This window comes from Pradoshia sp. Z5_111 (assembly GCF_058267535.1).
In genome coordinates, this window is the sequence record NZ_JBZCPQ010000003.1 from 397455 (window position 1) to 423564 (window position 26110).

The 26110-nt window shown below is 37.0% G+C and carries 26 protein-coding genes and 1 riboswitch; of the genes, 8 read left to right on the forward strand and 18 right to left on the reverse strand.

Going from position 1 to position 26110, the window contains the following annotated elements:
* Positions 1-8: 8 nt before the first annotated feature.
* The 6 genes from AC4D4A_RS08945 to AC4D4A_RS08970 all read right to left on the reverse strand — a co-directional run bounded on the left by AC4D4A_RS08945 (position 9) and on the right by AC4D4A_RS08970 (position 7859).
* The gene (locus tag AC4D4A_RS08945) at positions 9-179 is read right to left on the reverse strand and encodes a sporulation YhaL family protein (RefSeq protein WP_490995570.1); all 171 of its coding nucleotides are present in this window, start codon (positions 177-179) and stop codon (positions 9-11) included.
* A gap of 107 nt (positions 180-286) precedes the next feature.
* Positions 287-1225, reverse strand: coding sequence for a 3'-5' exoribonuclease YhaM (yhaM, locus tag AC4D4A_RS08950; protein WP_066101894.1), 939 nt, complete (start codon positions 1223-1225; stop codon positions 287-289).
* A 66-nt stretch (positions 1226-1291) separates the two neighbouring features.
* Positions 1292-4270, reverse strand: coding sequence for an ATP-binding protein (locus AC4D4A_RS08955; protein WP_490995571.1), 2979 nt, complete (start codon positions 4268-4270; stop codon positions 1292-1294).
* An 18-nt stretch (positions 4271-4288) separates the two neighbouring features.
* A complete protein-coding gene (locus tag AC4D4A_RS08960) occupies positions 4289-5512 on the reverse strand; it encodes a metallophosphoesterase family protein (RefSeq protein ID WP_490995572.1) in 1224 nt (407 codons plus the stop codon).
* Positions 5513-5728: 216 nt separating this feature from the next.
* The gene (locus AC4D4A_RS08965) at positions 5729-6967 is read right to left on the reverse strand and encodes an ABC transporter permease (RefSeq protein WP_490995573.1); all 1239 of its coding nucleotides are present in this window, start codon (positions 6965-6967) and stop codon (positions 5729-5731) included.
* Positions 6960-7859, reverse strand: coding sequence for an ABC transporter ATP-binding protein (locus AC4D4A_RS08970; protein ID WP_490995574.1), 900 nt, complete (start codon positions 7857-7859; stop codon positions 6960-6962). Before AC4D4A_RS08970 ends, AC4D4A_RS08965 begins: the two co-directional genes overlap by 8 nt.
* A 152-nt stretch (positions 7860-8011) precedes the next feature.
* Between AC4D4A_RS08970 and AC4D4A_RS08975 the strand changes: the two genes are divergently transcribed.
* The gene (locus tag AC4D4A_RS08975; protein ID WP_490995575.1) at positions 8012-8197 is read left to right on the forward strand and encodes a YhzD family protein; all 186 of its coding nucleotides are present in this window, start codon (positions 8012-8014) and stop codon (positions 8195-8197) included.
* Between the two features lie 46 nt (positions 8198-8243).
* On the opposite strand, the gene AC4D4A_RS08980 is transcribed toward AC4D4A_RS08975, so the two are convergent.
* A complete protein-coding gene (locus tag AC4D4A_RS08980; protein ID WP_490995576.1) occupies positions 8244-9035 on the reverse strand; it encodes an enoyl-CoA hydratase in 792 nt (263 codons plus the stop codon).
* A gap of 153 nt (positions 9036-9188) precedes the next feature.
* The gene (locus tag AC4D4A_RS08985; protein WP_490995577.1) at positions 9189-10691 is read right to left on the reverse strand and encodes a coproporphyrinogen III oxidase; all 1503 of its coding nucleotides are present in this window, start codon (positions 10689-10691) and stop codon (positions 9189-9191) included.
* Positions 10692-11015: 324 nt separating this feature from the next.
* Here AC4D4A_RS08985 and AC4D4A_RS08990 point away from each other — a divergent pair, with 324 nt between their 5' ends.
* Complete coding sequence (locus AC4D4A_RS08990) at positions 11016-11171, forward strand: hypothetical protein (RefSeq protein WP_490995578.1); 156 nt, start codon at positions 11016-11018, stop codon at positions 11169-11171.
* A gap of 121 nt (positions 11172-11292) precedes the next feature.
* Here AC4D4A_RS08990 and AC4D4A_RS08995 read toward each other — a convergent pair whose 3' ends face one another.
* The 3 genes from AC4D4A_RS08995 to AC4D4A_RS09005 all read right to left on the reverse strand — a co-directional run bounded on the left by AC4D4A_RS08995 (position 11293) and on the right by AC4D4A_RS09005 (position 13915).
* On the reverse strand, positions 11293-12162 hold the full coding sequence (locus AC4D4A_RS08995; RefSeq protein WP_490995579.1) for an HAD hydrolase family protein: 870 nt from the start codon (positions 12160-12162) through the stop codon (positions 11293-11295).
* 172 nt (positions 12163-12334) lie between these two features.
* On the reverse strand, positions 12335-12685 hold the full coding sequence (locus tag AC4D4A_RS09000; RefSeq protein ID WP_066101929.1) for a YlbF/YmcA family competence regulator: 351 nt from the start codon (positions 12683-12685) through the stop codon (positions 12335-12337).
* Between the two features lie 93 nt (positions 12686-12778).
* Complete coding sequence (locus tag AC4D4A_RS09005) at positions 12779-13915, reverse strand: DUF445 domain-containing protein (protein ID WP_490995580.1); 1137 nt, start codon at positions 13913-13915, stop codon at positions 12779-12781.
* Positions 13916-14114: 199 nt separating this feature from the next.
* On the opposite strand from AC4D4A_RS09005, the gene AC4D4A_RS09010 reads away from it, so the two are divergent.
* From AC4D4A_RS09010 to AC4D4A_RS09020, 3 genes are all read left to right on the forward strand, one after another.
* Positions 14115-14330, forward strand: a complete 216-nt coding sequence (locus AC4D4A_RS09010; RefSeq protein WP_490995581.1) for a YheE family protein — start codon at positions 14115-14117, stop codon at positions 14328-14330.
* Positions 14331-14361: 31 nt separating this feature from the next.
* Positions 14362-15267 carry a PucR family transcriptional regulator gene (locus tag AC4D4A_RS09015; RefSeq protein ID WP_490995582.1) on the forward strand — a complete coding sequence of 302 codons (906 nt, stop codon included), beginning with the start codon at positions 14362-14364 and terminating at the stop codon, positions 15265-15267.
* A gap of 129 nt (positions 15268-15396) precedes the next feature.
* Positions 15397-16497 carry an ABC transporter ATP-binding protein gene (locus AC4D4A_RS09020; RefSeq protein ID WP_490995583.1) on the forward strand — a complete coding sequence of 367 codons (1101 nt, stop codon included), beginning with the start codon at positions 15397-15399 and terminating at the stop codon, positions 16495-16497.
* Positions 16498-16596: 99 nt separating this feature from the next.
* Here the strand turns inward: AC4D4A_RS09020 and AC4D4A_RS09025 are convergent, their stop codons facing one another.
* Positions 16597-16761: a hypothetical protein gene (locus tag AC4D4A_RS09025; protein ID WP_490995584.1), complete on the reverse strand. Its 165-nt coding sequence runs from the start codon at positions 16759-16761 to the stop codon at positions 16597-16599.
* A 394-nt stretch (positions 16762-17155) separates the two neighbouring features.
* Between AC4D4A_RS09025 and AC4D4A_RS09030 the strand changes: the two genes are divergently transcribed.
* The gene (locus AC4D4A_RS09030; RefSeq protein WP_490995585.1) at positions 17156-17374 is read left to right on the forward strand and encodes an alpha/beta-type small acid-soluble spore protein; all 219 of its coding nucleotides are present in this window, start codon (positions 17156-17158) and stop codon (positions 17372-17374) included.
* 66 nt (positions 17375-17440) lie between these two features.
* Here the strand turns inward: AC4D4A_RS09030 and fumC are convergent, their stop codons facing one another.
* Positions 17441-18829, reverse strand: a complete 1389-nt coding sequence (fumC, locus tag AC4D4A_RS09035) for a class II fumarate hydratase (RefSeq protein WP_490995586.1) — start codon at positions 18827-18829, stop codon at positions 17441-17443.
* A 426-nt stretch (positions 18830-19255) separates the two neighbouring features.
* On the opposite strand from fumC, the gene AC4D4A_RS09040 reads away from it, so the two are divergent.
* Positions 19256-19552: a hypothetical protein gene (locus tag AC4D4A_RS09040; RefSeq protein WP_490995587.1), complete on the forward strand. Its 297-nt coding sequence runs from the start codon at positions 19256-19258 to the stop codon at positions 19550-19552.
* A gap of 101 nt (positions 19553-19653) precedes the next feature.
* On the opposite strand, the gene AC4D4A_RS09045 is transcribed toward AC4D4A_RS09040, so the two are convergent.
* Together AC4D4A_RS09045 and AC4D4A_RS09050 are read right to left on the reverse strand one after the other, a co-directional pair.
* On the reverse strand, positions 19654-21651 hold the full coding sequence (locus tag AC4D4A_RS09045; protein ID WP_490995588.1) for a transglycosylase domain-containing protein: 1998 nt from the start codon (positions 21649-21651) through the stop codon (positions 19654-19656).
* A gap of 111 nt (positions 21652-21762) precedes the next feature.
* Positions 21763-21927 carry a hypothetical protein gene (locus AC4D4A_RS09050; protein ID WP_175354229.1) on the reverse strand — a complete coding sequence of 55 codons (165 nt, stop codon included), beginning with the start codon at positions 21925-21927 and terminating at the stop codon, positions 21763-21765.
* Positions 21928-22227: 300 nt separating this feature from the next.
* Between AC4D4A_RS09050 and AC4D4A_RS09055 the strand changes: the two genes are divergently transcribed.
* The gene (locus AC4D4A_RS09055) at positions 22228-22728 is read left to right on the forward strand and encodes a universal stress protein (protein ID WP_490995589.1); all 501 of its coding nucleotides are present in this window, start codon (positions 22228-22230) and stop codon (positions 22726-22728) included.
* 159 nt (positions 22729-22887) lie between these two features.
* Here AC4D4A_RS09055 and AC4D4A_RS09060 read toward each other — a convergent pair whose 3' ends face one another.
* From AC4D4A_RS09060 to AC4D4A_RS09070, 3 genes are all read right to left on the reverse strand, one after another.
* Positions 22888-23349 (reverse strand): helix-turn-helix domain-containing protein, encoded by a 462-nt coding sequence (locus AC4D4A_RS09060; protein ID WP_490995590.1) that lies wholly within the window; start codon positions 23347-23349, stop codon positions 22888-22890.
* A gap of 300 nt (positions 23350-23649) precedes the next feature.
* Positions 23650-24240 (reverse strand): energy-coupled thiamine transporter ThiT, encoded by a 591-nt coding sequence (gene thiT, locus AC4D4A_RS09065; protein ID WP_490995591.1) that lies wholly within the window; start codon positions 24238-24240, stop codon positions 23650-23652.
* Between the two features lie 114 nt (positions 24241-24354).
* Positions 24355-24455, reverse strand: a riboswitch (TPP riboswitch).
* A 64-nt stretch (positions 24456-24519) separates the two neighbouring features.
* The gene (locus AC4D4A_RS09070) at positions 24520-25779 is read right to left on the reverse strand and encodes a dicarboxylate/amino acid:cation symporter (RefSeq protein WP_490995592.1); all 1260 of its coding nucleotides are present in this window, start codon (positions 25777-25779) and stop codon (positions 24520-24522) included.
* Between the last annotated feature and the right edge of the window lie 331 nt (positions 25780-26110).

Here is a 26110-nt window from a genome sequence, read left to right on the forward strand (position 1 = left end):
TCGAGTTTTTATTGTGCCATTGCTCTTTTTCTTTTTTCTTCTTCCATTCTTTCTATATAAACATTCCCCTCCTGTTCAATCCACGATTCATCCACTTTTTGCTCTTCCCTGATTGATTTTATGGTCATAAAAGCACTTAAGAAGATACCAGCTATGATTACTCCAATAAAAATTGACAAGCTTGTCTTCCCCCTCCTTAAGGATTAAGCATCCTTTTTAAAACTATATGCTTGTTAAAAAAAAATATGCTTTCCACTTAACGGAAAGCATATTTTAGAATCGATAATTATTTAATATTCGGTTTATACAGGCTGCGATTATCGAGAGGGAAGATTCGCTCTGTAAATTCTCCCGGTTTTACCCTATCAAGCGCACGATCCATCATATTCATTTTCGCATCCAAATTATCAATATAATGCAGAACCTCTGCCTCTTTAACCAATGGCGGTTTTGGGCTGCCCCATTCCGCTTTTCCATGATGGCTCAAAACGATATGCTGAAGAATAAGAACTTCTTCCCCCTGAATATTCAATTCATCAGCAGCTTTACCGATTTCATTCACCATAATTGAAATATGGCCAAGCAAATTGCCTTCCACTGTGTAAGTGGTCGCAATTGGTCCTGATAATTCCTTCACTTTACCTAGATCATGAAGGATGACTCCCGCATATAATAAATCTTTATTCAATGATGGGTATAGCTCAGCAATTGATTTTGCTAAGTTTAACATCGAAACAACATGGTATGCCAGACCAGAGAAAAATTCATGGTGATTTTTCGTGGCAGCAGGATATTCCAAAAACTCATTAAAATATTTTTTAACCAAATGTCTCGTAATCCGCTGTATATTAGGATTCGTCATCTCGAATATATATTTTGTAATCGTTTCAGACATCTCATTTTTTCCAAGAGGAGCAGTCGGCAATAAATCAGCAATATTGACCGTCTCATTATCGTACTTCAGGCGAATCGATCGAATTCGAAGCTGAAGCTTACCTTTATAATTTTGTATATCTCCTGTTACCCGTACGATTGCTTCCGGCATATACAGCTGTTCATCCTCAGGTTTTACATCCCAAAGCTTTGCTTCTATTTCTCCGCTTTTATCCTGGAAAATTAACGATAAAAAAGGTTTTCCATTACTTGCTGTTCCTTTTATAGCATTCTTTATGAATAGATGAAGATCTATCGTATCTCCAACTTCATGATGGGCAATTCCCTTCATGTATATCCCTCCCCGGTCCATTCCAATATTTATTATATCATGCGAAGGCAAATTAATATTTAAAAATCATCTTGTTAATCGGATGATATTCTGCCCATTAAACATTGCAGCAATATGATCATGGCAGGTAAAAAAGAGAACCTGATTCCCCTCTTTACTAATATGCTTTAATAGAGAAATCATTCTTTCCGTTCGCTTATCATCAAAATTGACAAACGTGTCATCCATGATCAGTGGCCATTCTTTTCTTCCATCAATCGTACCCGCTAAAGCAAGCCTGATAGATACATAAGTAAGTTCTGCTGTCCCTCTGCTCAAATTTTTCGAGTGAACCTCTAATCCCTTATGGTCCAGTAAAGAGAGTCCCTCACCATTTTCTGAAAATAGGATTTTTTCATATCTTCCATTTGTAAGTTTACGTAGATACTCATTAGCTTGTTCAATAATTGCAGGCAGTTTTTCTTCTTTATACGTCGTTATAGACTCAGCCAGAGTCCCCTTCATAAGGCTGAATGTTGTCCACTTCTTAGCCAACACTTGAAATTCCTGTTTTAGTAGCTGATGGTCATGAAGCAACGCCTCTACTGTTCCATCCTCCTCAAGCCTATTTATCTCGTATTTTACCTCTGCAAGTCTTTTTCGTAACCGATTTAATGTCGATTCATAGGAAGACTGCTCACCCTCATTCTCCTCAATTCTTTCCTTTAAAATCAAGTCTGTAACAGAATGGTACTGATTGAGGTCCGCATAACGTCCCAGCTGCCCAATCAATTGTCTCCTTGCCATGCTGAGCTGACTTCTTTCTTCGGCATCTCTACCGCGCTGATAGAACCTTTCCACTTCATGACACTCAGCTTCCTGAAGCAATTGCTGCTTTTCTTGATTTAGCTGTCTGCACAAGTCCTTTAAAGGTATAATTTCTTCCTCGAGCTCCTGTATTTTTTCGAGCATATTATTTTTTTGCCTATTGACCAATTCATTCTCTTTGTACTTCTGGACAATTGTATAGTTTATTTGCTCAATGCTTTGAGTGCCGGTAACACCAAATTCCTCTGAAAGCTCCCCTATATAGCGGATATACTCATTCTTTTTTTCCTCTGTATAAGCAAGCAATGAAATGAGCTTGCTTTTCTCCAACATAAGGTTTTTAATTTGTTCAATTCGCTCAAAAGCATCTGAAAGCATCGTACATGATACCTCATTAGGCAATGACCATTCATTTCCAAGCATAATCAATTTATGTTTACAAAGCGCCAGCTCTTTTTCCCATTCTTCAAAGGAATCAATTAAACTGTCAAATATTGCTTCCTGTTGCTCTTTGCGCAGTGATTCCAGCTTATATTTTTCTCGATTTGCTGTATCCTCTTCAAGCATACTTTTTTGCATTCTATAGCTTTGTTCATCAATTGAAATCGAAGATGAATTTTTTACGATTTCCTCATAATAGTTAATTTCTTTCGCTAATTCATCAGATTGCAGTTGATTACCATTCATTGAATTTAAATATATAACGAGTACAATACCGACAACCGCTACAATCAATGCAACACCAAGCTGTCCTCCTAAAATTAATAATAGAACCGCCAAAATGGAAGCCAAAGAGACAGAGCCCAGAATAACTGTCTGTTTTTTCTTACCCTTTTTCTCTGATTCCAATGCTTGATTCCTTCGTTGCTTTAATCGCTGGATGACTTCCTTGGCTGACTTTTCTTCATGTGCTGCCTTGTCAGCATGTTCATACTGCTCTACTACTCTTTTAAGCCTATCTCTTTCATTGTCAGGCAACAATTTTCTCTCATAAATTTCAATGATTTGCTCGATTTGTTCCAATTTGACTCGTTCTTTTTCAAGCTGAGCATCAAGCTCCATCTTCTTCTTGGTAAGTGTATGCTTCTCTAATTCTATCTGTTTAATTTCCTCTTTCCGAAAGATACTTGTATCAAAATCTTCAACCATACCAGGGTCAAATTGTGTATGTAAATCTCCCTGAAGCTTAATGATTTTATCCTCTATATGCTCTAATTCAATCGATTGAGTCCTGATTTCTTCGAGTAGGATGATCAATTTATCACTATAAAGCTCAGCTTGACGTACCCTTTCCCCACTTGCCAGCCACTGTTCATTGACATGGAGGGAATCCTTTTCATTCTGGAGTACTTTCAATTTATTTAACTGAGTTTGCAGGAATGTTTCCTTTGCCGACCTTTCAGCCTCTATCTTTTCCATGCGCCCCATCCCATTTACCGGAAAAGGAGATTCTTTTAATTCTGATAGGCGCGTTTCAATGGCAGCAAGCTCCTGAATGGAAGGCAGCAGTCTCTTCCAATCCTTTAAATGAATCAAGTTCGTTTTTATCCGCTCTATTTGTTCTTGAGTTAGCGAAATTTCTTTAATTAATTCCCTTTCTTCGCTCAAAAAGGTATTATAGCTTTTCTCTTTCTCCCTTGCTTTTTGAATTGCCTGGGAGCTTTGCTTTAATTCAGCCAGCTTTTGATTCAGGATGGGCTTCTTTCCACCTGGCTTAAAGAGACTGTCCATTTGCTTTTGCAAGCCTGCTTCCATCTCCCAAAGCCTCTCACTGCCACTCATGCCAGCAAAAAAGAGATATTTGCCCAATTGATCTTCTTCCAGACGATAAATATCCTGTAAGCCGTCTAGATTAAAGGAGTATATAGATTCATAGAAGCTTCGGTCGACTCCCTTCAACCATTCTTTTATTTTCTCCTCTCCCCCTAATCTCCCAAACCTGTTATAAACTCCACATTCTGTACCCTGGTGCCCTTTAACTCTTTCAATCGTTATTTCACCTATTTCAGGGAGCTCAATAACCAGTTTTCCACCATACCGGCTGCTCCCCGACGGTTCGTAGGAGGCTGTTGTTTGGTTCTTAGCAGGGAATCCAAATAACATGGCATGGATAAAGGAAAAAATCGTTGATTTACCAGCCTCATTTTCTCCGTAGAATACATTTATATCTGATGTTAATTCTTGTTTGTAGTCTACAAATTTACCAAATCCATATATATGTATTTTCTTTATAATCAAAGCATTTTCTCCTCATTTTTAACGATTCAAGCGCTTTACTAATTCAAGCGTTGCCTCGTCCAAGATTTGCTGCCACTCGTTTTCCTCCCATGGCTCTATATATTTCCTTGCCGTAGAATGAGTAAAGAGAGCTTCCCCGTATTTCAGATACTGTTCAGAATTCATATTGGCAGTTGTCCTCAAAAGTTCATCTATAAATGTATCAGACAGCTCTCCGCCTCCGCTTGCATAGCGGGGTGGAATCAGTGTACAGGAATGGATCCATACAGAAATATCATCCATCTCCTCATCCTGAAGACCTTCAAGTAAATAATCCATATCTACAAATAGCCATTCAGGATTCATTTTGCAATCAGATGCATCGATCATGATATTCAGCAGAATAGACTTATCTGGCTCATACGCACCCTCTTTTATTTTATCTAGTTCAGCTATAAGTTCGTTTACAGATGAAATATGATCTGCCTGAATGGTTTCCGTTTTCCATTCAACGGTCGATACAGGTACAAATTCTAAAGAAGTATCTGACCCTGACATGGAGACTATATAGAACCCTTTTTCACCTGTCTCTTTTTTATTTCTCCCCTGCAAGCATCCTGGATAAATGGCTGGTGGATCCTGCAGAATTTCCATTCGTTTATGGATATGCCCCAGAGCCCAGTAGTCAAATTGCTTACTAAGCAGTTCACTTCTGGTAAAAGGAGCATAGTTTCCATGAGCACTCTCTCCATCTAAATTACCGTGTAATATACCAATATGATAATCACCATCGTCCGCCTTTTTATACTCCTGAATAACCCGATCATGTATATGGCGCTTATCATAACTGAATCCATATAGATTTACGACAGTTGCATCATTTTCTTTAATAAATTGTTTAACTTCTACTTCGCGTCCAAACTGATGTACATTGGCTGGTAAGCTTATATCAAAGTAATTCCCATTCATGTAATCATGATTTCCATGAATTATATAGACAGGAATCGAATAGTTTTCCAATCTTTCCATTTCAGCCTTAAATTTCAATTGTGCCTTCAAGTTTCGTTCTTCATTATCATAAATATCTCCAGCAAAAATAACAAAATCAATTCTTTCCTGAATTGCTGTGTCCACTAGCCTTGTTAATGCTGAATATCCACTGTTTTTTATTTTGTCATAAATGGCACTATGCATATGCTGAAATCCTGAAAAAACGCTGCCCAAATGCAGATCAGCTGCATGTATAAATTTTACGCCTCGCACTGTACCACACTCCTTCCATGCCATTTTACTACAAACGATTGTTCTTTTAATCAAAAAAAACGTAAATTTAATTATCTCATATACAAATACAATTAGATAAATATGACCTCCCCGTAATCAGCCAGGGGATTGCAAAGGATTTTTATTTAGGAAAATTAAACATACTGCTAAGAACCACAAAAAACTCACTTCCCATTTTCGGAAGTGAGTCTTTGTTTACTTATTGCTGTTTGTTAAATCCAGTGCTTTTTTAATATCTTTAAATGAACTTGAATTTCCATACATTAAAACTCCGCCTTTATAGACTTTAGCTCCAAAATAGGCTAATAATCCAATCGTCACAAGCAGAATACCAATGCTTATCGCAATTTCGATATTGGATATCTCAAGCATCCCTATACGCATAAACATAAGCATAGGTGTGAAGAACGGAATATAGGATGACACCTTTATAAAGGTTGCTTCCGGATTGCCAAGCCCGGTCATGGCAAGCATGAAAGCCAGGATAACCAGCATGGTCATTGGCATGATCATTTGTTGCAAGTCTTCAATCTTACTTACTAAGGAACCAAGAAACGCTGCCATTGTGGCATATAATAAATAACCTAAGAAGGTAAATATAACCGCATAAACAATCGTCTTCGCTTTCATATTGTCAAAGCCAAAAGCCTCGAAAATTTCTCCCATCCCACTGCTGCTTTTAAATGATAAATATCCAACCAGCACAAATATGGCAAGCTGTGTCAATGTCAGCAGAGCAATTCCAGTGATTTTCGCGAACATTTGCTGAATTGGTGACACACTTGAAATTAAGATCTCCATCACACGTGATGATTTTTCAATGGCCACTTCGTTGGCAATCATACCGGCATACACAATAACAGAGAAATAAATGACAAAGATCATCACATAGACTAGGCCGCGGGCCTGATTAAGCTCTTCCTCTGATTTAGCCTGATTATTTAATGGGACGACTTCAAAGGAAACGGGCTTGTAGATAGCTGCCAGCTGCTCATCTGTTATGTTAACCTGCTTTGTTAGAATACTTGTTTGTATTTGCTGCAAAGCATTTTGAATTTCTGTACTTTCATTTGAATTGGCGATGGATTGGGCCTTATAGACACCTATTGGAATACCGTCTTGCTCTTCAAGCAATAAATATCCTTCCAATTCTCCCTCTTCTTCAGCTTTCTTTACTTCAGTTTCAGATTTATATGTTTTCAGGCTTAATTCGCTACCACTACTATCAAGCTGCTTTTCCAGTGCGGCATAGAAATCACCTGAATTTTCCACGATTCCAATTGTTGTATCACCTTCATCAAACAAACCGATAATTCGATCCAAATTCGTAAAAGCGAGAACCATTAATAAAATAACTGCAGTCGAAATGACAAATGACTTACTTTTAACCTTTGATATATACGTCTGAAATGTCATAATCCAAAACTTATTCATATTGAGCACCAACCTTTTCAATAAAGATATCCTTCAAGGATGGTTCTTCCAATTCGAATTTACGTATGAAACCACGCTTAACTGTATCCTGTAAGATTAATTCAGCATTTTTCTCATCCGCAATTTGCAAATGAATTCCTTGCGTTACTTCCACTGCTTTTGTCACACCAGGATAATCCGTCAGGAATTTAAGATCAAAATCAGCATGTATCACTATATTCTTTTTGCCATAGGAACGTTTGATATCCTTTAGTGAACCATTAACGACTGCCTCTCCTTGCTTAAGTATGCAAAGCTGTTCACATAATTCCTCTACGTGTTCCATACGGTGGCTGGAAAAGACGATAGTTGTTCCGTTTTTTCTTAAATCATGAACCGCTTTTTTTAATAATTCAACATTTACAGGGTCCAAACCGCTAAATGGTTCATCCAAAATTAACAATTCTGGCTTATGTATAACAGACGCAATAAATTGTATTTTTTGTTGATTTCCTTTAGAAAGGTCACCAACTCTTTTATCGAAATATTCCGGGACATTAAAGCGATCCAACCAGACTTTTGCTTCTTGCATTGCATCAGATTTGTTCATCCCTCGCAAACGAGCCAGATAAATTAATTGTTCACCCGTTTTAATCTTTGGATACAACCCTCGCTCTTCAGGAAGATAACCGATCATCGAGCTTGTGGAATAGTCAATTTTCCTTCCCTTCCAACTAATGCTCCCTTCTGTAGGGTCCAATAAACCAAGAATCATTCTGAAAGTAGTAGTCTTACCAGCCCCGTTTGCCCCGAGCATACCAAACATCGTTCCCTCTTCCACATCAAGTGAAAGATGATTTACTGCTGTAAATTCTCCAAATTGTTTTACTACGTTATTTACCAGTAGTGTCAAAAGCATTTCCCCCTTTTTCCAATTTTTATGTCTATATATATTCTAATATATCCACCTGATAAATTGAAAGGTAATTCTAAACTTTACAAATTTTGTCTTCTTATGCGAAAATAATATCAACTGCTGATCAGCTGAATTTAGGAGGAATAAAGATGAAAATCTATAAATTAACCGTGTTTGAAGCAGATGGTGAAAAGATTTTAGAAGAATCGATTCAGGCAGAGAATGATGAAAGCGCCAAAGAATTGGGACAAAAGCTGTTAGCTGAAAAAGATTACGAAGAAAAGACACATCGGTTCACCTCACCGCTTGGCAAGCTACTATTATTCCATAGATAAGAAAAGGTTTGTATGATCCGTTTATAACGGAATCATACAAACCTTTTTATTTCCCTTTAAAATTAGGCTTCCTTTTCTCAACAAACGCCTTGATACCCTCTTCATGATCCTCTGTTTGTCTCATCACATACTGCGAGTATTTCTCCAATTCAAGCATCTTCAATAGCTTAGGACGATTTGTTTCAGCAAGAATTTTCTTTGTCCGGATCATAGACAAAATTGGTTTTGCCTGCCATTCTTTTACCTTTTTCTGAACCTCATTCTCAAGGCTATTCGTTGTTACCAGATCAACCAATCCAATTTCTGATGCCTGCTCAGCGCTCATCACTTTACCTTCCCAGATTACTTCCTGAGCTTTTAATTCTCCCAGTCTTCTCTCTAGAAAGAAGTGTCCTCCGCCATCAGGAATCAAGCCAATCCCAATGAAATTCATGGCTAATTTACTCTCCTGCTCTGCAATAATGCAGTCAGTGGCCAAGGCAAGGCTGAATCCAAGTCCCGCTGCTGCCCCGTGAACTGCTGCAATTGTTAATTTCGGCATCGTATACATGGCCATGGCTAGTTCGTTGATACAATCCATTATTCCATAAAAATCTTTTTCACTGCCCAAATTAAACATTGATTTAATATCGCCGCCTGAGCAAAAACCATTGCCATTTCCTTTAAGAATAATAATTGTAATTTCCTCATCAAGACTCAATGCTTTTAATTCCTTGTTTAATTCAACAAGCATCTCTTTATTAAGAGCATTTAATACTTCAGGACGGTTTAATGACACGGTAGCGACAGTGCCTTCCTTTTGCACAAGCACGCTCTTGATAATAGAGGCAGGTTTCACTGGCAAAATCCCCTTTCAAATTTGATATATATTTATTATAAAGGTTTGTGTAAGCGTTTTAACACAAAAAAGGTGTAACTTATTAGAATTATTTGTATATTTAGCGAAAAAATTAACCGAGTCCTCCATCTACATGAGAACTCGGTTTGTTAATCAGCGTAAAAATAATTCTTTTAAGTAATCAATTTTTTTAGTTGTATAATGCTCATAACTATCATTATAGGATTTTGGATCTTTTGGATTGGCAAAGTGCGTGATTTTTCCTGTATCAGGATCAATGAATTTACTTGCTGCCCCACATCCAAGTCCTATGATCGTTTGCTGCTCCTCCATAATCAGGATATTATACAAACTCTCCATTCCAGGCAATGAATATCCGACATTCTCAAGGTTACCTAAAATGTTCTTTTGCCTGTATAAATAGTATGGATGGTATCCATGAGCTGCAGTCCAATTTTCAGCTTCATTCATCATTTTTTCTACTTCCGTACGGTCCGCAACCTTATAGCGCATTTTATTTCTCGTCATTTCAGAAGCACGTTTAAAGGATAACGTATGAACAGTCAATGATTCCGGCATCAATTTTTCTGTTTCGTGTAAACTATTCTTTAATTCAGTGACACCTTCACCCGGAAGCCCAATAATTAAATCCATATTCACATTATTCATACCGGCCTCTTTAGCCAGTTTATATTTTTCAATTGTTTCCTCTACCGTGTGATGTCGCCCAATCGCCTTCAATGTTTCCTGTGTATAGGACTGTGGATTAATACTGATTCGATCAATATTCCATTTTTTTAAGACCTTCAATTTTTCCGGTGTAATCGTATCCGGCCGACCGGCTTCCACCGTAATTTCCCGCACATGTTTGATATCAGGGAATGATTCATATAGTTCCTCGTAAAGGATGTCCATTTCTTCAGCTGATATACTTGTCGGTGTACCGCCGCCAAAGTAGATGGTCGTAATTTTCATATGATTTTCCTTCAGCCATTTACCGATTTCTCGCATTTCATAATGCAGTCCACCTAAAAAGGATGTTACATTTCCCTGACGTCCATTAATTGCATAAGCGGGGAATGTACAATAGGCGCATTTAGTAGGGCAGAAAGGAATTCCAATATAAATGCTCACTTCCCTACTCAAATCATATAAATCTGGAATGACTTCTAATTGACGGCCAGCAATTTCCTCCAGCAAATTTAATTTCTCGTCTGTAATGGAATAGGAAGCCCGCAGCTCTCTCTTGGCAACAGATGCATCTATCTTCTTTTTCACATATTGATGCCACAATTTCGTGGGACGAACACCTGTCAACAATCCCCATTTCTGAATCATTCCTGTATGTTGTTCTAAAACCTTTAAAAAAACATAGGAATAGGAATGCTTTTTTTGTTTAAAAAGAGCCTTTTCATCTGTCTGGTTCATGACATCTCTTTCAAATGTGGATTCATGTACTTTATTAGATAAAGAATCCTCTAATATCGCTTTTGTATATAATGTATGATTAATCATTTCTTGTTTTAATGTAATTGATAAATCTGATGGTGATTCATCGTTGTTAAGCAATGTTGCCTCTTCAAAAAATAAGTCCGCAATTAAAGATAAGGGCCTATGCAGCCTTTCATCCTCAATGCCATTTACTAAAATACGCATGCCTATCCCCTTTTCAAAAATTCAATCCATATCAGTTTACTGAACATCATGACAGTGGTCAATCACAAATAAAACATGTCTTCCTTATCATGACTATTTGGGAATGAGGCTATTCAGCCAATAAAAAAAAGCTTAGGCGACTGTCAAGGAGCGACAAGCATAAGAGGAGTACTGATAGGAAGGGTCCTATTGAGCAAAGACTATGAAGCACCACATCGCGTAGAAAGATCATTGTGAACTAAATCCTGCAGGCCTCCGCTGAGTATTAACTGATGACTTGAGTTCCTAGAAGCCGAATCTGAATTCCATCAAAAGAGTAAAGGAATGGACCCCCAATTTAGGTGTTTGGCTGGATTATTGTTTGAACCGACTGGATTATTACGGAGTTTGGCTGGATTATCAGCTGAATCGGCTGGATTATGGCGAAGTTTGGCTAGATTATTGCGAAGTTACGAAGTTAAGCTGAAAAGCCCTAAATAGCTCCTTTATCATCATAACGAAACCCTAAACCGACAATATTTATTACCGATCCCCCAAAAAAGGATAACTCAAGAGGAGCCATCCTTTTGTAGGTGGTATAAAGAACACCTTCAACACCTATTTAATCAGTTTTGATATTCATCTTTTTTAAGAATCCAATTGGATGCTGTCTTCTGAATACCTCTTTAATGAGATAGGCCACACCCAGTTCATCATTACTGCGAGTAATCCATTTGGCTGATCGCTTTACGGCTGCATCAGCATTTGCCACAGCTACACCAAGTCCCACATTTCTTACCAGCTCTGATTCATCTTGATCGCTGCCAATTAAGACCACTTCATTTGCTGATATACCCCTGTTTTTTAATAAGTAGTTAAAAGCCTTCTCTTTAGTCACCTGTTCTGGTAAAATCACAAGCTTATTCGGATGACTTTCCTGGATCATTACGTTTTCAAACATCGCTTCAAGACCTGACTTTGCATCGATTCTGTCCTGTTTTTTATCCATATATATATCAATTTGCAATGGCGACATCGGATGCGTGCGTAAATACTCATCAAGAGAATCTACAAATTGCTGGGCATATATATTGCTCTCTCCCGGTGTCCATTTGATTCTTGCAAAGAGCGGTGTTGGCAGATCCATTCTATTTCCGATTGTCATATCCTCATGAATTAAGCGGATATGACCACTTAATTTTTCTAAAAAACGAACGATATCGAGGGTAGTGTTCTCAGATATTCGCTTAACAAAAATAGGATTATGAAGATTCTCCAAAATAAAGCCACCCTGATGCGCAATAATATGCGGATTACATCTAAGAGCTTTTCCTGTTCTCTGTGTATAGTCATAATTTTCAGAGGTTATCAGAGCTACTTCTACTCCCTTTTTAGCAACGTATTCAATTGATTCTCTTGTAAGAGTATGGAGTTTTCCTTTTGAAGATAATAGTGCACCATCCATATTAATCATTAACAGTTTATATACCATGATGTCCAACCCACCTTTCATGATGCCCATATACATTCTGTATGAGGATTTTGGCAGAAATAGAACAGTTATAAAGAAAAAAAGAACCGATTTAGCGCCCTGAGCTCCCTTTCACCAATTAAATAAATCTAACTGGCAGAGAAGCTTCGACACTAATCGATTCCTTATATGCTTAGGATTGTGTTCCGTACAAGTCTTCCAATGGTTTTGTAATAATACGATTCAGATCTGTAAGGATGACGCTCATTTTTTGTTCAGCATCCATTAATTTAGAAATCGCTTCATGTTGTTGCACAAGCGCAACAGTTTTTTGAGCCTGCATTACTTCTTCTTCAGTAATTTCCTGACCCATCATTTGTTTTTGCTGAAGATTTAGCTGAATATCTCTGAAATTGTTAAACATCGTTCTTGCTTGCTCATCAGCCATTATTGCATTGTATTGATTCTTTAGTTCTTGATATTCCGCACTTTCACGTATTCCTTTTTCTACTGTATACGCTAAATCATATAAATTAACTGACATCATATACCTCCTGTTTTCTATTACACTGAAGTCTCTCTTACTATACCATTATCAAAAGCATTATACATCCATTGTATGTTTATCAGAATGGTTTTAATTCATCAAAATCATAAAGATTCCCTGGAAGACTCCAATCAAGCCTCCTAATAAGGCTCCTAAATACGTAATCATTTTCAATTCACTTTTTGTGATGGACAGTACCATTTCTTCCAGACGAGTTACTGGAAAAGATGCAACCTGATCACGGACAATTTCCTTTAGCTTCAATTTTTCCATTATGCTTGGTACTTTTTCAATTAAAATCGCTGCAATCTCTTCAATAATATTTGGCAGCAATCTTCCCTTGATGGTCTCACTCCATTCACCAGTTATCTGATTAAGTGTCAGATTAGATAAATCCACTTTTTTATAGCCGGTTATGATTCCTTTATGCAGTAAATTTCTCATTTCATCCAATGAATAGAATTCCTCCACATCAGAAATCTGCTTGTGTTTTATTTTATGCCACTCACTATGCAGGAGTTGTGTCAGCGTATCCCTAGTACCAGGATTTGAGAGAAATTTAATAATCTCCGGCTGAAGTTTCTCGCCAAGATTTACATTTCCTAATAGCATCTGCATAATTCCACCGAGTTTTCCCCGTTCCCTCATGAAATCATCTGCCATTTTTTGAAGTCTTTCCTTACCTTGATTGCTGGCAAAAAAAGCAATTCCTTTATCCAAGATATAATGAGAAACATCCGGTATTTTATTCTCTATTTTCTCCTCAACACTTGCTGGTATAAAGGTTGCTAATGGTTTATTTTTATGCTGCAAGTACCAATCCTCTAACCAATTGGTTGAATGAGATTCAATTTTTCTTACGAGTAAATCCGGAATGTCGGCCAATCCAGCTTTTTCAAGCGCCTTTTCTATAGAGATCTCAGAAAAAATTGTTTTATCTAATATATTTTCTCCAATTCTCTTAGCTTCAACTTTGACAGTACCAGTAAGTAATTTATTTTTAATACTCTCTGGTGTGATTAAGTGTTCTACAACCATCCTACCCATCTGCTCGGCCAATTCGTCTCGTCTTTTCGGTATTAATCCAGGCGTAAATGGCAAGCGTTTACCAAAGATATAAATAGCCTCATAGGGGTGGAATAGCATTTTTATGGCTAAGGCGTTTGTAATACCGCCTATTAAGGCCCCTACTACAACTACTGTGATAATCGTTATAAATGTACCCATAAGTAGCTCCTTTTTAAAACTTCCTGTTTGTAAGAAATAGTTTAGTCTTTTCTACTATTAAATTGCAACCATCGGTGTCCATTTTTCGAAGATTTTGATGCTAGCTTTCCTTATACGAGGTTGTAATTGGATATAAATGCTTATTTAAAGTGTATAATTATGATTATTGCTATTAAATTTAGATTTGAGGTGCAATCTATTGATTAATCATTTTGAATGGAAATCATTATATGAAACAGAAAAAATACCTGGTTGGAAGTTTTCCTTCTACTTTGAAAAAAAACGGTATAAAGGAGTTTACCATAAAGATGGTTCTATTACCTGGATAGAAACACAACCATCTGACCATGCTCAAGCAGAATTAGAATCCAGAGTACACGAATTGATGCTTTATCATGTATATGATAATCAATAGACTATGATACAAATTATTTGGAGGATTACTCATGAACACTGACTTACTGATACTCTTTCCCAACGCAATCCGTGTTTCATATCCGTTGGAGGATCAATCCTATTATTGGTACATAGAAAATGCGAATCAATATATCGGTATTCCAAAAAGGTCTGTATCATCTGATCAATTGGCTCTATTAAATATTTTTTTAGAACCCTTTTTGCTTCATACTGAAAAACTAAATAGATCTGCCCAGCAAATCTTTTGGCACAAACTTTTATACCAACAGGATACTGCACCATTGCCGAAAATTGAAGATGGGTCATACCGCTTTATTCATTATAATCTTCCAAACAATGATATTAATATTACAGACTTCTCCGATGCTATAAATGGCTTTTTTCATGACCCAGTTATTTGCTGGAAGGACCCATCCAGTGGAGTCATTATAGAAAACACCAAATCTGCCTTGCTCACAAATCAAGATTTTAACGCTGTCATTCATACCCTTGAAAGCGATTTATACACTCATTTTCGTTTATTTATAGGAAATAATTATCCGCTTTCTAATGAGATCACTACGTATTTCGCTTCAGAAGATACTTGCTTTAAAACCATACGTTTGTATAACTCAAAAGATAAAGTTATTACTTTTTCTTCAGCTTTTTTGGACCTTTTATTACTAGGTAAAAATCAAACTTTATGTATAACTCTAGCCAAAAATCTACTTGGCACATTAAAAAATGAAAAAGACCTACTCAAAACTATTATGATTTACATTGAAGCTAACGCCAATGCAACCGTTGCTGCTAAACAGCTTTTTCTTCACCGTAACAGCCTAAAATATCGCCTTGATAAATTTTATGAAATCACCAATCTGGATGTTCGAAAATTTGAAGACAGCTTATGTGCCTATTTAGCTATCCGTTTACTGGAGAATACAAATGATCAATAAGTGCAACCCGCCCATTTCCTAATCATTATCTTTGTGCAAATTGAACATATATTTTTAACTATTAGACTAGTAAAATTATTTGTGAAAAGGGTTTCATTAATACATAGTTATCAAGGAGGACATTTAAAGATGGCTGAGTTAAAATTAGAAAATATTTATAAAGTTTATGATAATAAGGTAACTGCCGTAACCGATTTTAATTTACACATAAAAGATAAAGAGTTTATCGTTTTCGTAGGTCCATCTGGATGTGGCAAATCCACAACTCTACGTATGATTGCCGGATTAGAGGAAATCTCTAAAGGTGACTTCTATATTGATGATAAACGCGTGAATGATGTACCTCCAAAAGACCGTGATATTGCAATGGTTTTCCAAAACTATGCATTATATCCTCATATGAGTGTATATGATAATATGGCCTTTGGATTAAAGCTTCGTAAATTTGATAAAGCTGAAATCGATCGCCGCGTTAAAGATGCAGCACGTATTCTTGGTCTCGAGGAATATTTAAATCGTAAACCAAAAGCTCTTTCCGGCGGTCAACGTCAGCGTGTTGCATTGGGCCGTGCCATCGTTCGTGACGCAAAAGTTTTCCTTATGGATGAGCCTTTGTCTAACCTGGATGCTAAATTGCGCGTACAAATGCGTGCTGAAATCGCTAAGCTTCATCAAAGATTAAATACAACTACAATTTATGTAACACATGACCAAACAGAAGCAATGACAATGGCTACTCGTCTGGTAGTTATGAAAGACGGCTTCATCCAACAAGTTGGTGCACCGAAAGACGTTTATGAAAATCCAGAAAACATCTTTGTAGGTGGGTTTATCGGATCTCCTGCCATGAACTTTATTAATGGGAAATTAGAAGATGGATACTTTGTAACCGGCAGCACTCGCATCGCCGTACCTGAAGGTAAATTAAGCTATTTGCGTAAACAAGGCTATGTAGGTAAAGATGTTGTCCTTGGTATTCGTCCTGAGGATATCCATGATGAACCTATATTCATGGATGCATCCCCAGAAACTACAGTCAGCTGCATAATTGAAGTATCAGAATTAATGGGTGCTGAAACGATGCTCTATACTCAAATTGAAGGTCAATCCATCGTAGCGCGTATCGATTCCCGTTCTGATATCAGTCCAATGGATACCATTAAATTAGGATTAGATATCAACAAATCACACTTCTTTGATAAAGACACTGAATTAAGAATTAGACCATAATTCAATTAATGATTAAAACTAAAAGCCAAATCTTTCGGGATCTTGGCTTCTTGTTTCCTGCTATAGCTTTAAGTCAGTATTCAGGAATTATGATTATTCTCAAATATACATTTCATTAATGGATACTACCTCGTCGTTGCCACATTGACTGCAGGATAAAAGATGCTTGCATGTATTCTGTCTTACTGATTGAGGATCTCCGTCCGTTTGTTTTTGTATATTGGTCTCCAGATATGCACTATAGTCGTCATAGTAATCCATCACCTTCCCAAAATCCTCCATATTTATATCGCAATTTTTACATAAGTATTCTATAGAAGTTAGACCATTGCATAAAGGGCATTCCATATTATCCTCTCCAAACCTTTTCTTTTCCTTATCGTTTCACTCATGAGATTTTTTATGTTCATGGAAACCAGATAATATTTTCCTGCTTCCATATAACCCTGTGAAGAATATCTGCTCCAGCTTTTACCTTTTTATATCTATGTATAAATTAAAGTGTGACCTTCCATACTAGCTAGTAGAAAGACGCAATCACATCAATGGGTCAAGCCGTTTAGGGCTAAGGAGATTCCATACGATAATCTCCTGTATGTCGGTTCAAATCCGACTGACCCAGCCAAATAAATCATTTTTTTAAAAGGAGATTAACATCATGGCTCAAAATAGCTCAAATAATAACTCATCTAATCAATTGGTTGCTCCAGGTGCAGCAGAAGCAATCAATCAAATGAAATACGAAATTTCTACTGAGTTTGGAGTACAACTTGGTGCTGAAACAACAGCTCGTGCAAACGGATCTGTTGGAGGAGAAATAACAAAAAGACTTGTTCGTATGGGTGAACAACAAATCAGCGGCAGATCTCAATCTTAATTAAAAACTTCATATAAATGACTAAAACCCCCTTCCGAACAATTCGGAAGGGGGTTACGAATGCTTTTAAGATTTTTGTTTGACCATATCTTTTGGATTTACCCATTGATCAAATTCTTCTTCAGTTAAGTAACCCAATTTCAAGGCTGTTTCTTTTAACGTGCTGTTTTCTTTAAAGGCAAGCTTAGCAATTTCAGCTGCTTTCTCATAGCCTATATGTGGATTAAGTGCCGTAACTAACATAAGGGAGGACTCTACATTTTTTTGAATGCTTTCAATATTAGCCTCAAGCCCTACCAGACAATTAACCCTGAAGGATTTAAGCGCATCTGACAATAGTCTGGCAGATTGCAGGAAATTATAAGCAATCACAGGTTTAAACACATTTAACTCGAAATTCCCCTGGCTTGCAGCAAATCCAATGGATGTATCATTCCCTAATACTTGAACAGCTACCATTGTCAAAGCTTCACTTTGCGTCGGATTTACTTTACCAGGCATAATCGAACTTCCAGGTTCATTTGCAGGAATGGTAATCTCCCCAATACCACTGCGAGGGCCGCTTGCCAACCAGCGTATATCATTAGCCACCTTCATCGCATCCATAGCCAAAGCTTTTAATGCACCATGTGCATAAACAATCTCATCATGACTGGTCAATGCATGAAATTTGTTTGGTGAAGAAATAAAGTTATAGCCGGTTTGTTCAGATATATACCCCGCTGTTTTATCGCCAAATTCGAGATGGGCATTAATGCCGGTACCAACAGCAGTACCTCCAATCGCAAGGCTAAGCAGCTTCTCAGCACTTTCTCTAATCATTTGTTCTGAACGTTCAAAGCTGTATCTCCATCCGCTTATTTCCTGGCCAAGTGTTAAAGGTGTAGCATCCTGCAGGTGAGTACGTCCAATCTTCACAATTCCCATAAACTCCTGCTCTTTTTCTTGAAGTACTTTTCTAAAAGCAATAATTTCAGGTAAAATATTTTTATGTATCGTTTCATAAGCTGCAATATGTAAAGCCGTTGGGTAAGTATCATTGGAGCTTTGAGACATGTTTACATCGTCATTGGGATGCAGCGTTGCTTCAAAGCCATTATTCTCCAGCCACTCATTTCCTTTACGTGCTACTACTTCATTCACATTCATATTACTTTGGGTTCCACTTCCAGTTTGCCAAACTTTTAGAGGAAATTGATTATTTAAATTTCCTGCGATAATCTCATCACAAACGTATGATATCGCATTCTTTTTTTCTTCCGATAAATTACCTAAATCAAAATTGGAATAAGCAGCTGCTTTTTTTAGGTGTGCAAAGGCATATACAATCTCAATTGGCATTAATTCTTGCCCAATTTTAAAATTGTTGCGGCTACGCTCTGTTTGAGCCCCCCAATAGCTATCAGCTGGAACACGCACTTCTCCCATCGTATCTTTTTCAATCCGATATTCCACCTTCATCATCCCCCATAAAGTATTATCTTACTATTAAGAACATACTCTCTATTATAGCAGATGGTCAAATGATAGCGCTTAAATTTAGCCCCTTGACTGTTAGCTTTTAGGAGATATTAGGTTTACGCATCCCAAAGCATGTGTCCGATAAAAAAGCCTAAAGTCATGATACTCGCTATAGCAAGCGTTACACTGTAATCGATCATCTTCCATGCCTCCTCATATCCTTCTAAAGATAAAAATAGCACATTTACCTCTGGGCTGACCGGGTAAAAAATGAAAATATTTTACAATTCCATGACTATCTCTAAAGTTGATTCCAATTCATCATTAATTTCCCACGGTATCTATATTTTGTTTAATTAATTTGCCACAGGGTAAATAGTATATAAATTAGCACAATTACAGAGGAAAAGGTGAGACAAAATGCAAAAATATGAAATCGGTTCTTCTGAACTTTCCATTCAAAAACAAATAACACTTCCACAATTAATGTGTATAGCAGATTATGCGAAAAACTATAATGGAACAATAAAACTAGCAGCAAAAAACCAAGAAATAAATGTTAATGATATTCCCTCATTAACAGCGTTTTTCCTGACTTTGGGTACTGACGCTCAGGCTAAAGTCCTTGTTAAAGGTGAAAATGCCCAAGAGGCAATCGAACAAATTGAAACTATTTGTTTGGAAGAGAGCACCGAATTAACGCCATCTATGTCTTAATTACAGTATAGTAGAAAAGCCCATTTGAGACCGTAAAATTTACGATTTCAAATGGGCTTTTTTCATTCCTATTGAATATGAAAGGCAACTTTCTCTTTTAATTAATTTTTCCAGCGATTGATCCATTCATCAAAGTTCTTCTGAATCTTTTCCTTTTGCTCAATCCAATAGTTTTTAAAACGGTTCTTTTCTACTTCCTTTTCCATATCATCTATTGTTGGAACAACAAATGTTTGATTTTCGACATTTTGCAAGGCTTTCGTCATGATTTCCTTAAAAACAATATTTGAACCGCTTATTTTATCTTTGTAAAGATACTGATTGACTGTTGTTTTATCATAACCCATCCACACGGCACCAACAAGGTTGGGAGAATAACCGACAAACCATTGGTCCTTTACAGCGTCCTGTCTAGAGACATTATCTACCTGAGTTGAGCCCGTTTTACCAGCGATATCTCTATTTTCAACCTTTGCATTTGTTCCGGTTCCACCTTCATGATCAATCACACCCTTAAGCATGGCAGTCATATTTTTTGCTACTTCCTTGGTCGTTACTTTAGTTTTTTTCCCTTTAAATACAACAACTTCTTTGCCGCTTGCATCTACAATCTTTCGGATTAGATGTGCTTCCTGACGTACACCTTCATTTGCAAATACAGAATAGGCTGAAGCCATCTGCAGAGGAGATACTCCCTCATTTAGCCCACCTAAAGCAAGACCCAGTGTTCGGTCATTCTTTCCAAGTTTAATGCCAAATTTCTCTGCATAATCCATTCCAGCCTGTATGCCTATTTCATTCAAAAGCCAGACGGCAGGTATATTTTTCGATTTATAAACTGCCTCAAACATCGGTACTTCCCCTTCATACTGATCATTATAATTCTTCGGTGAATAACCTCCTGCAAATTCCATCTCCGTATCTTTAATCAAATCTGTAGGTTTATATCCGTTTTCAAGGGCAGGTGTATAAACTGCAAGCGGCTTCATGACCGAACCTGGCTGGGCTTTTAATTGTGTTGCTCTGTTATATCCAAGAAAAACATGCTCTCCCCTTCCCCCAATAAGGGCTCTGACGCCCCCAGTCTTGGGATCTAGCAAAACGGCACTGCTTTGTACTAATTCATCTGCATTAGACCCTTTCGCGAACAAATTATCTTGTTTATATACTTCTTCCATATCTTCCTGCATACCCTGATCTAGTTCTGTGTATATTTTATATCCACCTGTTAACAAATCGTCCTGCTTTATTCCGTATGTTTTGTCAGCTTCCATAATCACCTGGTCAACATAATAGGGAAACTTTCCTTTTAAGGGATCGCTTAACTCTGTGAATTTTATTTCTTCATCAGCTGCTGATTCCTTTTCTTCATTTGTAATAAAGCCTCCATTTTTCATCTGTACTAGCACTACTTCTTGCCTTTTTTTTGCCGCTTCGTAGTTTTTATAAGGATCCAAAGCGGAGGGAGCATGTATTAACCCAGCTAGCAAAGCTGCCTCAGAAAGATTGACCTTTTCGATTTCTTTTCCGAAATATACCTTGCTGGCATTTTGAATTCCCCAAGCGCCATGCCCAAAATAAATTTGATTTAAATACATCTCCAGGATTTCATCCTTTGTGTAATCACGTTCAATCTGGCTGGCTATCGAGACCTCCTTCAGCTTTCTCTTCAACGTTTGTTCAGGCGTTAAAAGTGTTATTTTTGCTAATTGCTGCGTGATCGTACTTCCACCCTGAACAACAGAGCCTGCTGTGAAATTCTCGTATGCCGCTCGAATAATCCCTATATAATCAATCCCACTATGTTCATAAAAACGCCGGTCTTCTATTGAGATAACAGCATCAATCACATGCTCTGGAATCTGATCAATTGAAACCCCTTCTGTCTTGTTTGCTGAAATTTTACTAGCCTCATCTCCATCCATATCATAAATGATAGTCGGCTGCATAAGCTCAGTTTTCAAATGAGACAAATCAACTTCCTGATTTAAGAGCAGATAAAGGAATGAACTTACAATAAGGGCTATGAAAGATAGACCAAGCAGAAGAATATGTACTAAACGAGAATGGTCAAATATTTTTAATAACTTATAACCCATCCAATTCTCCTCCTCTCTAAAAATCAACTAAATTTCTATCCATTGTTACATATTATACACAAAAAATAAAAAACAACTGATAGACAGTTGTTTTAGGTTTACCTATATTTTTCACTTGTTAATCTCATTATTCGAGTTTCCAATTTCTTTATGCAATGTTTCCATATACATATAAACAATTTGCTTTAATTTTACATCTGCTCCCAAAACATCCAAGTGAGTTAAGCATTTTTTTATAATTGGGTGAATATCTTGGGGTTGTTTTTCATCTAACATCCTCATCACCTCTTTTTTCTATAATACAAGAATACAAGATATTTGCTGGTATGACCATTGGTCTTTTGGCATATTTATCTATTTTTCGAACATTTAAATAGGAAATCGTAATTTCACCTTATTTCGCAAAAAATAAAGACCATTTTTTCAAATTATCACAAAAAAGATATATCTACTCTTTTAAGGAATAAGAACACCATATAGGTTAATGGATTGGCAAGATCCTTTGTCTGATGTTTCCAAAAGCCAAATAAAGGATAAATAATAACGAGTGCAAATAAAATGAAGGGACTGAGTTACATGTTTAACCATATATTGGTGGCGTTCGACGGCTCAGATTCGGCTAAATTGGGATTGTCAATGGGATTAAATTTTTGTAAGAGTAAAGAAAACTCTTTATTATCTGTAGTTTATGTTTATGAAGAAAATAATGAGGGATTAATTCCTGAGAATACATTTGTAGCCTCAACCAATAGCACATTTTACGCAGATTCCAGCCAGGGGCAGGCAATCGTACCAGAAACAAATTCTTTAATAAACAGCAACTCCGCGAATAATAATCGCCTTGAGGAAATTGAACGCTACGTAAACAGCTTAGAGGGTAATAATCTTATCCATTCACATTTTGTAGTACTTGAAGGGACAATTGATGATATGATTCTTCAATATGCTGAAAAAGAAGGAGTCGATTTAATTATTGTCGGCAACAGCAGTACTACTGGTCTTCGTAAATTGTTCCTCGGCAATATCTCTGAAAAAATCATTAAGAATGCCTCATGTCCTGTATTAGTGGCAAAATAATCAATTGTTCCTTTACTATATAAGGCCTTCTGCCTCATAGAGAGCATCAGGAGGCCTTTTATGTTTGCTAGAATATTCAAAAACTAAAAAAAAGAGACATTCCAGGCAATTTCATACATACACACATACGTACGGCAGGAATCTCTCTATATCACAGTATTATTGCAACACTTTATTAACCAATTCTTTATATTTATTATGTGCATCATTCTCATTTAATGAACTATAAATCCGATACTGATCCTCATCTAAAATACGATAGTGCTCACTAATCATATTTTGCTGCAGAACATATCCGCCATCATTAAGTATATCTTTCCACCATACCTTACCGCCGAGCATTTTTTCTTTTCTGTAATCAATTCTTTCTCTCGAAACAGTTTCAATAACCTCGAGAGGGTCCCCGCCAAATAAGGTCTGCACAGTTAAGGTTTCACGAAATAATGAAACGACGGCCACGACAGTAGTCCAACTAGCTTCATTACGCTCTTTTTCAATTTGTACCAAAGTTTTTTTAGAAATACCGATGATTTCGGCCATCTTGTCTTGTGTATAATCAACTTCCACACGGATTAATCGCATACGTTCAGATATTAGACGAATAATTTCATCCTTACTCATAATCATCCCACTTCCCATCAATATAAAATATAATATTTATACTCCAAATTTAATGTTCACTACTATCATTATAATAGAAATAAATGGAAGATAGGTATTATTATGTATAAATTTACTAATTTTTTTATATTCTCTTGTTCTTTTTACAAAAAAACTGCTTTCTATTAAATAAAAAGGACGATAGAACTATAACCCTTTCGAGAAGTGAAGCCAAAAAGCGGATTCAGTCAGATGGAATGAGAGAAAATCAAAAAGACTTTCGACTATGTCGAGAGCCCTCAATAAAAATGAATAATCTTCTTAGGAATGATGTACAGATTTCCGCAAGATCACCCGTGGTGCTGCCGCAAATAATAGCATCATAACCATTCCGCTTACAATAACACTTGGAAGCATGTAGGATAGATTATAAAGCAATGAGAAGACTGCGACTGATTGACCATCTGCCGCACCAGTTCCAAAGAATACCATTCCAGCAATAAAATGTGCCAAAAAGCGCATAGTACTACCTAGTAGTATTCCTAAAACAATAATACCTGATGTTTTAATATCCTTTTGCCCAATTCGTTCTCTATCTGCATAGCTAAATACAATCCCAGCTAAGCCAACAACCGTATAAGCGACAATATAATCAAGAAAACCTTGTACAGGATGCATGATATAAGCAGTACCTGACAATATTTGCAGCAAACCTAACAGTAATCCTGTAGTTACGCCGCCTTTAACTCCCCATCGATAAGCCATTAAAAAAACAGGTACCATAGCGATTGACACGCTGCCACCCTGCGGCCATAAACTAAACGACACAACAGTGGCCAACAAATCAAAAATAAATGCCAAAGCAGAAAAAACAGCAATCTCCACCATAAATAATAATCGTTTATTTCTCATCTTACTTCCCCTTTCTAATCAAGAGCTCCTAAAATCGTAACCTCCATCTTGATCGGGCATCCAAAAATGCAAAAAAGCAATGCTCGCACAAAAATGGCTCGCATTGCTTACATTACATTCATTCAGCCACATTCCTACGCTAGCGCTAACTAACAGGTTCAAAGGGTCAGAACTCGATCGTTCACTCTCAGCCATTGGCTCCCCTTGTGGAATACTATTCTTTCTTACATCGTACTAATTTTTCCATACATTAGCAAGTATTATTAATTCAAAATCTAACTAAGCAGTCATTTCTTCTATTTCTAGAGTATCTGCTTTATCTTCTTTTTCTTCACGTTTCTTTTCAGATTGGGCAATAATAACGGCACAAGATGCATCTCCAGTAATATTAACTGCTGTTCTGGTCATATCAAGTAAACGATCAATACCGAGAATCAAACCTACACCTTCAACTGGAAGGCCAACCTGTCCAAGAACCATGGTCAACATGACTAATCCTACACCTGGCACTCCTGCTGTTCCAATACTTGCAAGAACAGCTGTCAAGATGACAGTAATTAATTGCGTCATTGTAAGTTCCACACTATATGCCTGGGCAATAAATACAGTGGCAACCCCTTGCATAATAGCAGTTCCATCCATATTTATAGTGGCGCCAAGCGGCTGCACAAAGCTGCTGATACTTTTTGGTACATTCAGCTCTTTTTGTGTAAGCTCCATAGCTACCGGCAAAGTTGCACTGCTCGACGAAGTACTAAACCCGACTGTCATAGCTGGGAAAAACTTTTTGAAAAACTCTATTGGATTGCGTTTCGCGAATATTGCAATCGCTCCTCCGTATGTGACAATTGTATGAGCCAATAATGCCAAAAGAACTACGATCATATAAAGACCCATATTTTTAATAGCCGGTAGACCTTGGCTTCCGACAGCAGTTGCTATTAAGGCAAATGTTGCATAAGGTGCTGCCTTCATAATTAAGTTAACTAAATACATCAGTACTTCATTACCTTGCTCCAGAAGGTTGATAATACCTTTTGTTTTTTCTCCAAGAGCCGTAATTGCAATTCCAAAGAAAATAGACATTACAATTACCTGAAGCATATTACCATCCGCCATTGCCTGAATTGGATTCTTTGGAATGATATTAATGAGAGTTTCAGTTATAGAAGGGGCTGTAGTGGCTGTATATTCAGCTGAGGCAATATCAAAATTACCTCCATTCCCTGGTTTAATGACTAAGGCCAGGAATATACCTATTGTGATAGCAAATGCAGTCGTTGAAAGAAAATAAAGAATGGTTTTACCACCAATCCTGCCGAGTTTTTTGGGATCCCCCAAACCCGCTGTACCTAACGTAATTGAGATAAGTACAATAGGAACAACCAGCATGGTAATGGCGTTAATGAACAGACTGCCGATTGGTGAAAATACTACAGCATTTAAAATTTCAAATGATTGAGGTGAAAAAATGTTTAGCACTAATCCAACAATTGCACCAAAAAACAATCCTAATATAATTTTAACTGTAAGGTTCATAGATGCCCTCCTTCAATTATCTACTAGAAAAAATCTACTATACTCCCCATAAAAGGAGAATTTAACGAAAAACATCCCACAAATTAGAACGGTTTTTCTTATTTCTATATAATAATAGTAGATTATTCCTAAGATGACAATGGAAAGAATTACAGGGAGGTGTGTACAATCTTACTCTTAGCTTGATTGAGGGCCTATTTTTCCTCGTTTTGTCGCTTGATTACATAAGTATTAATTTATAACTTTGCCCTTTCAGCAAGTCCTCATACAACAGCAAAAAAAGACGCATACATGCGTCTTCTGTGAAATAATCGTATTTTTAACTATTATG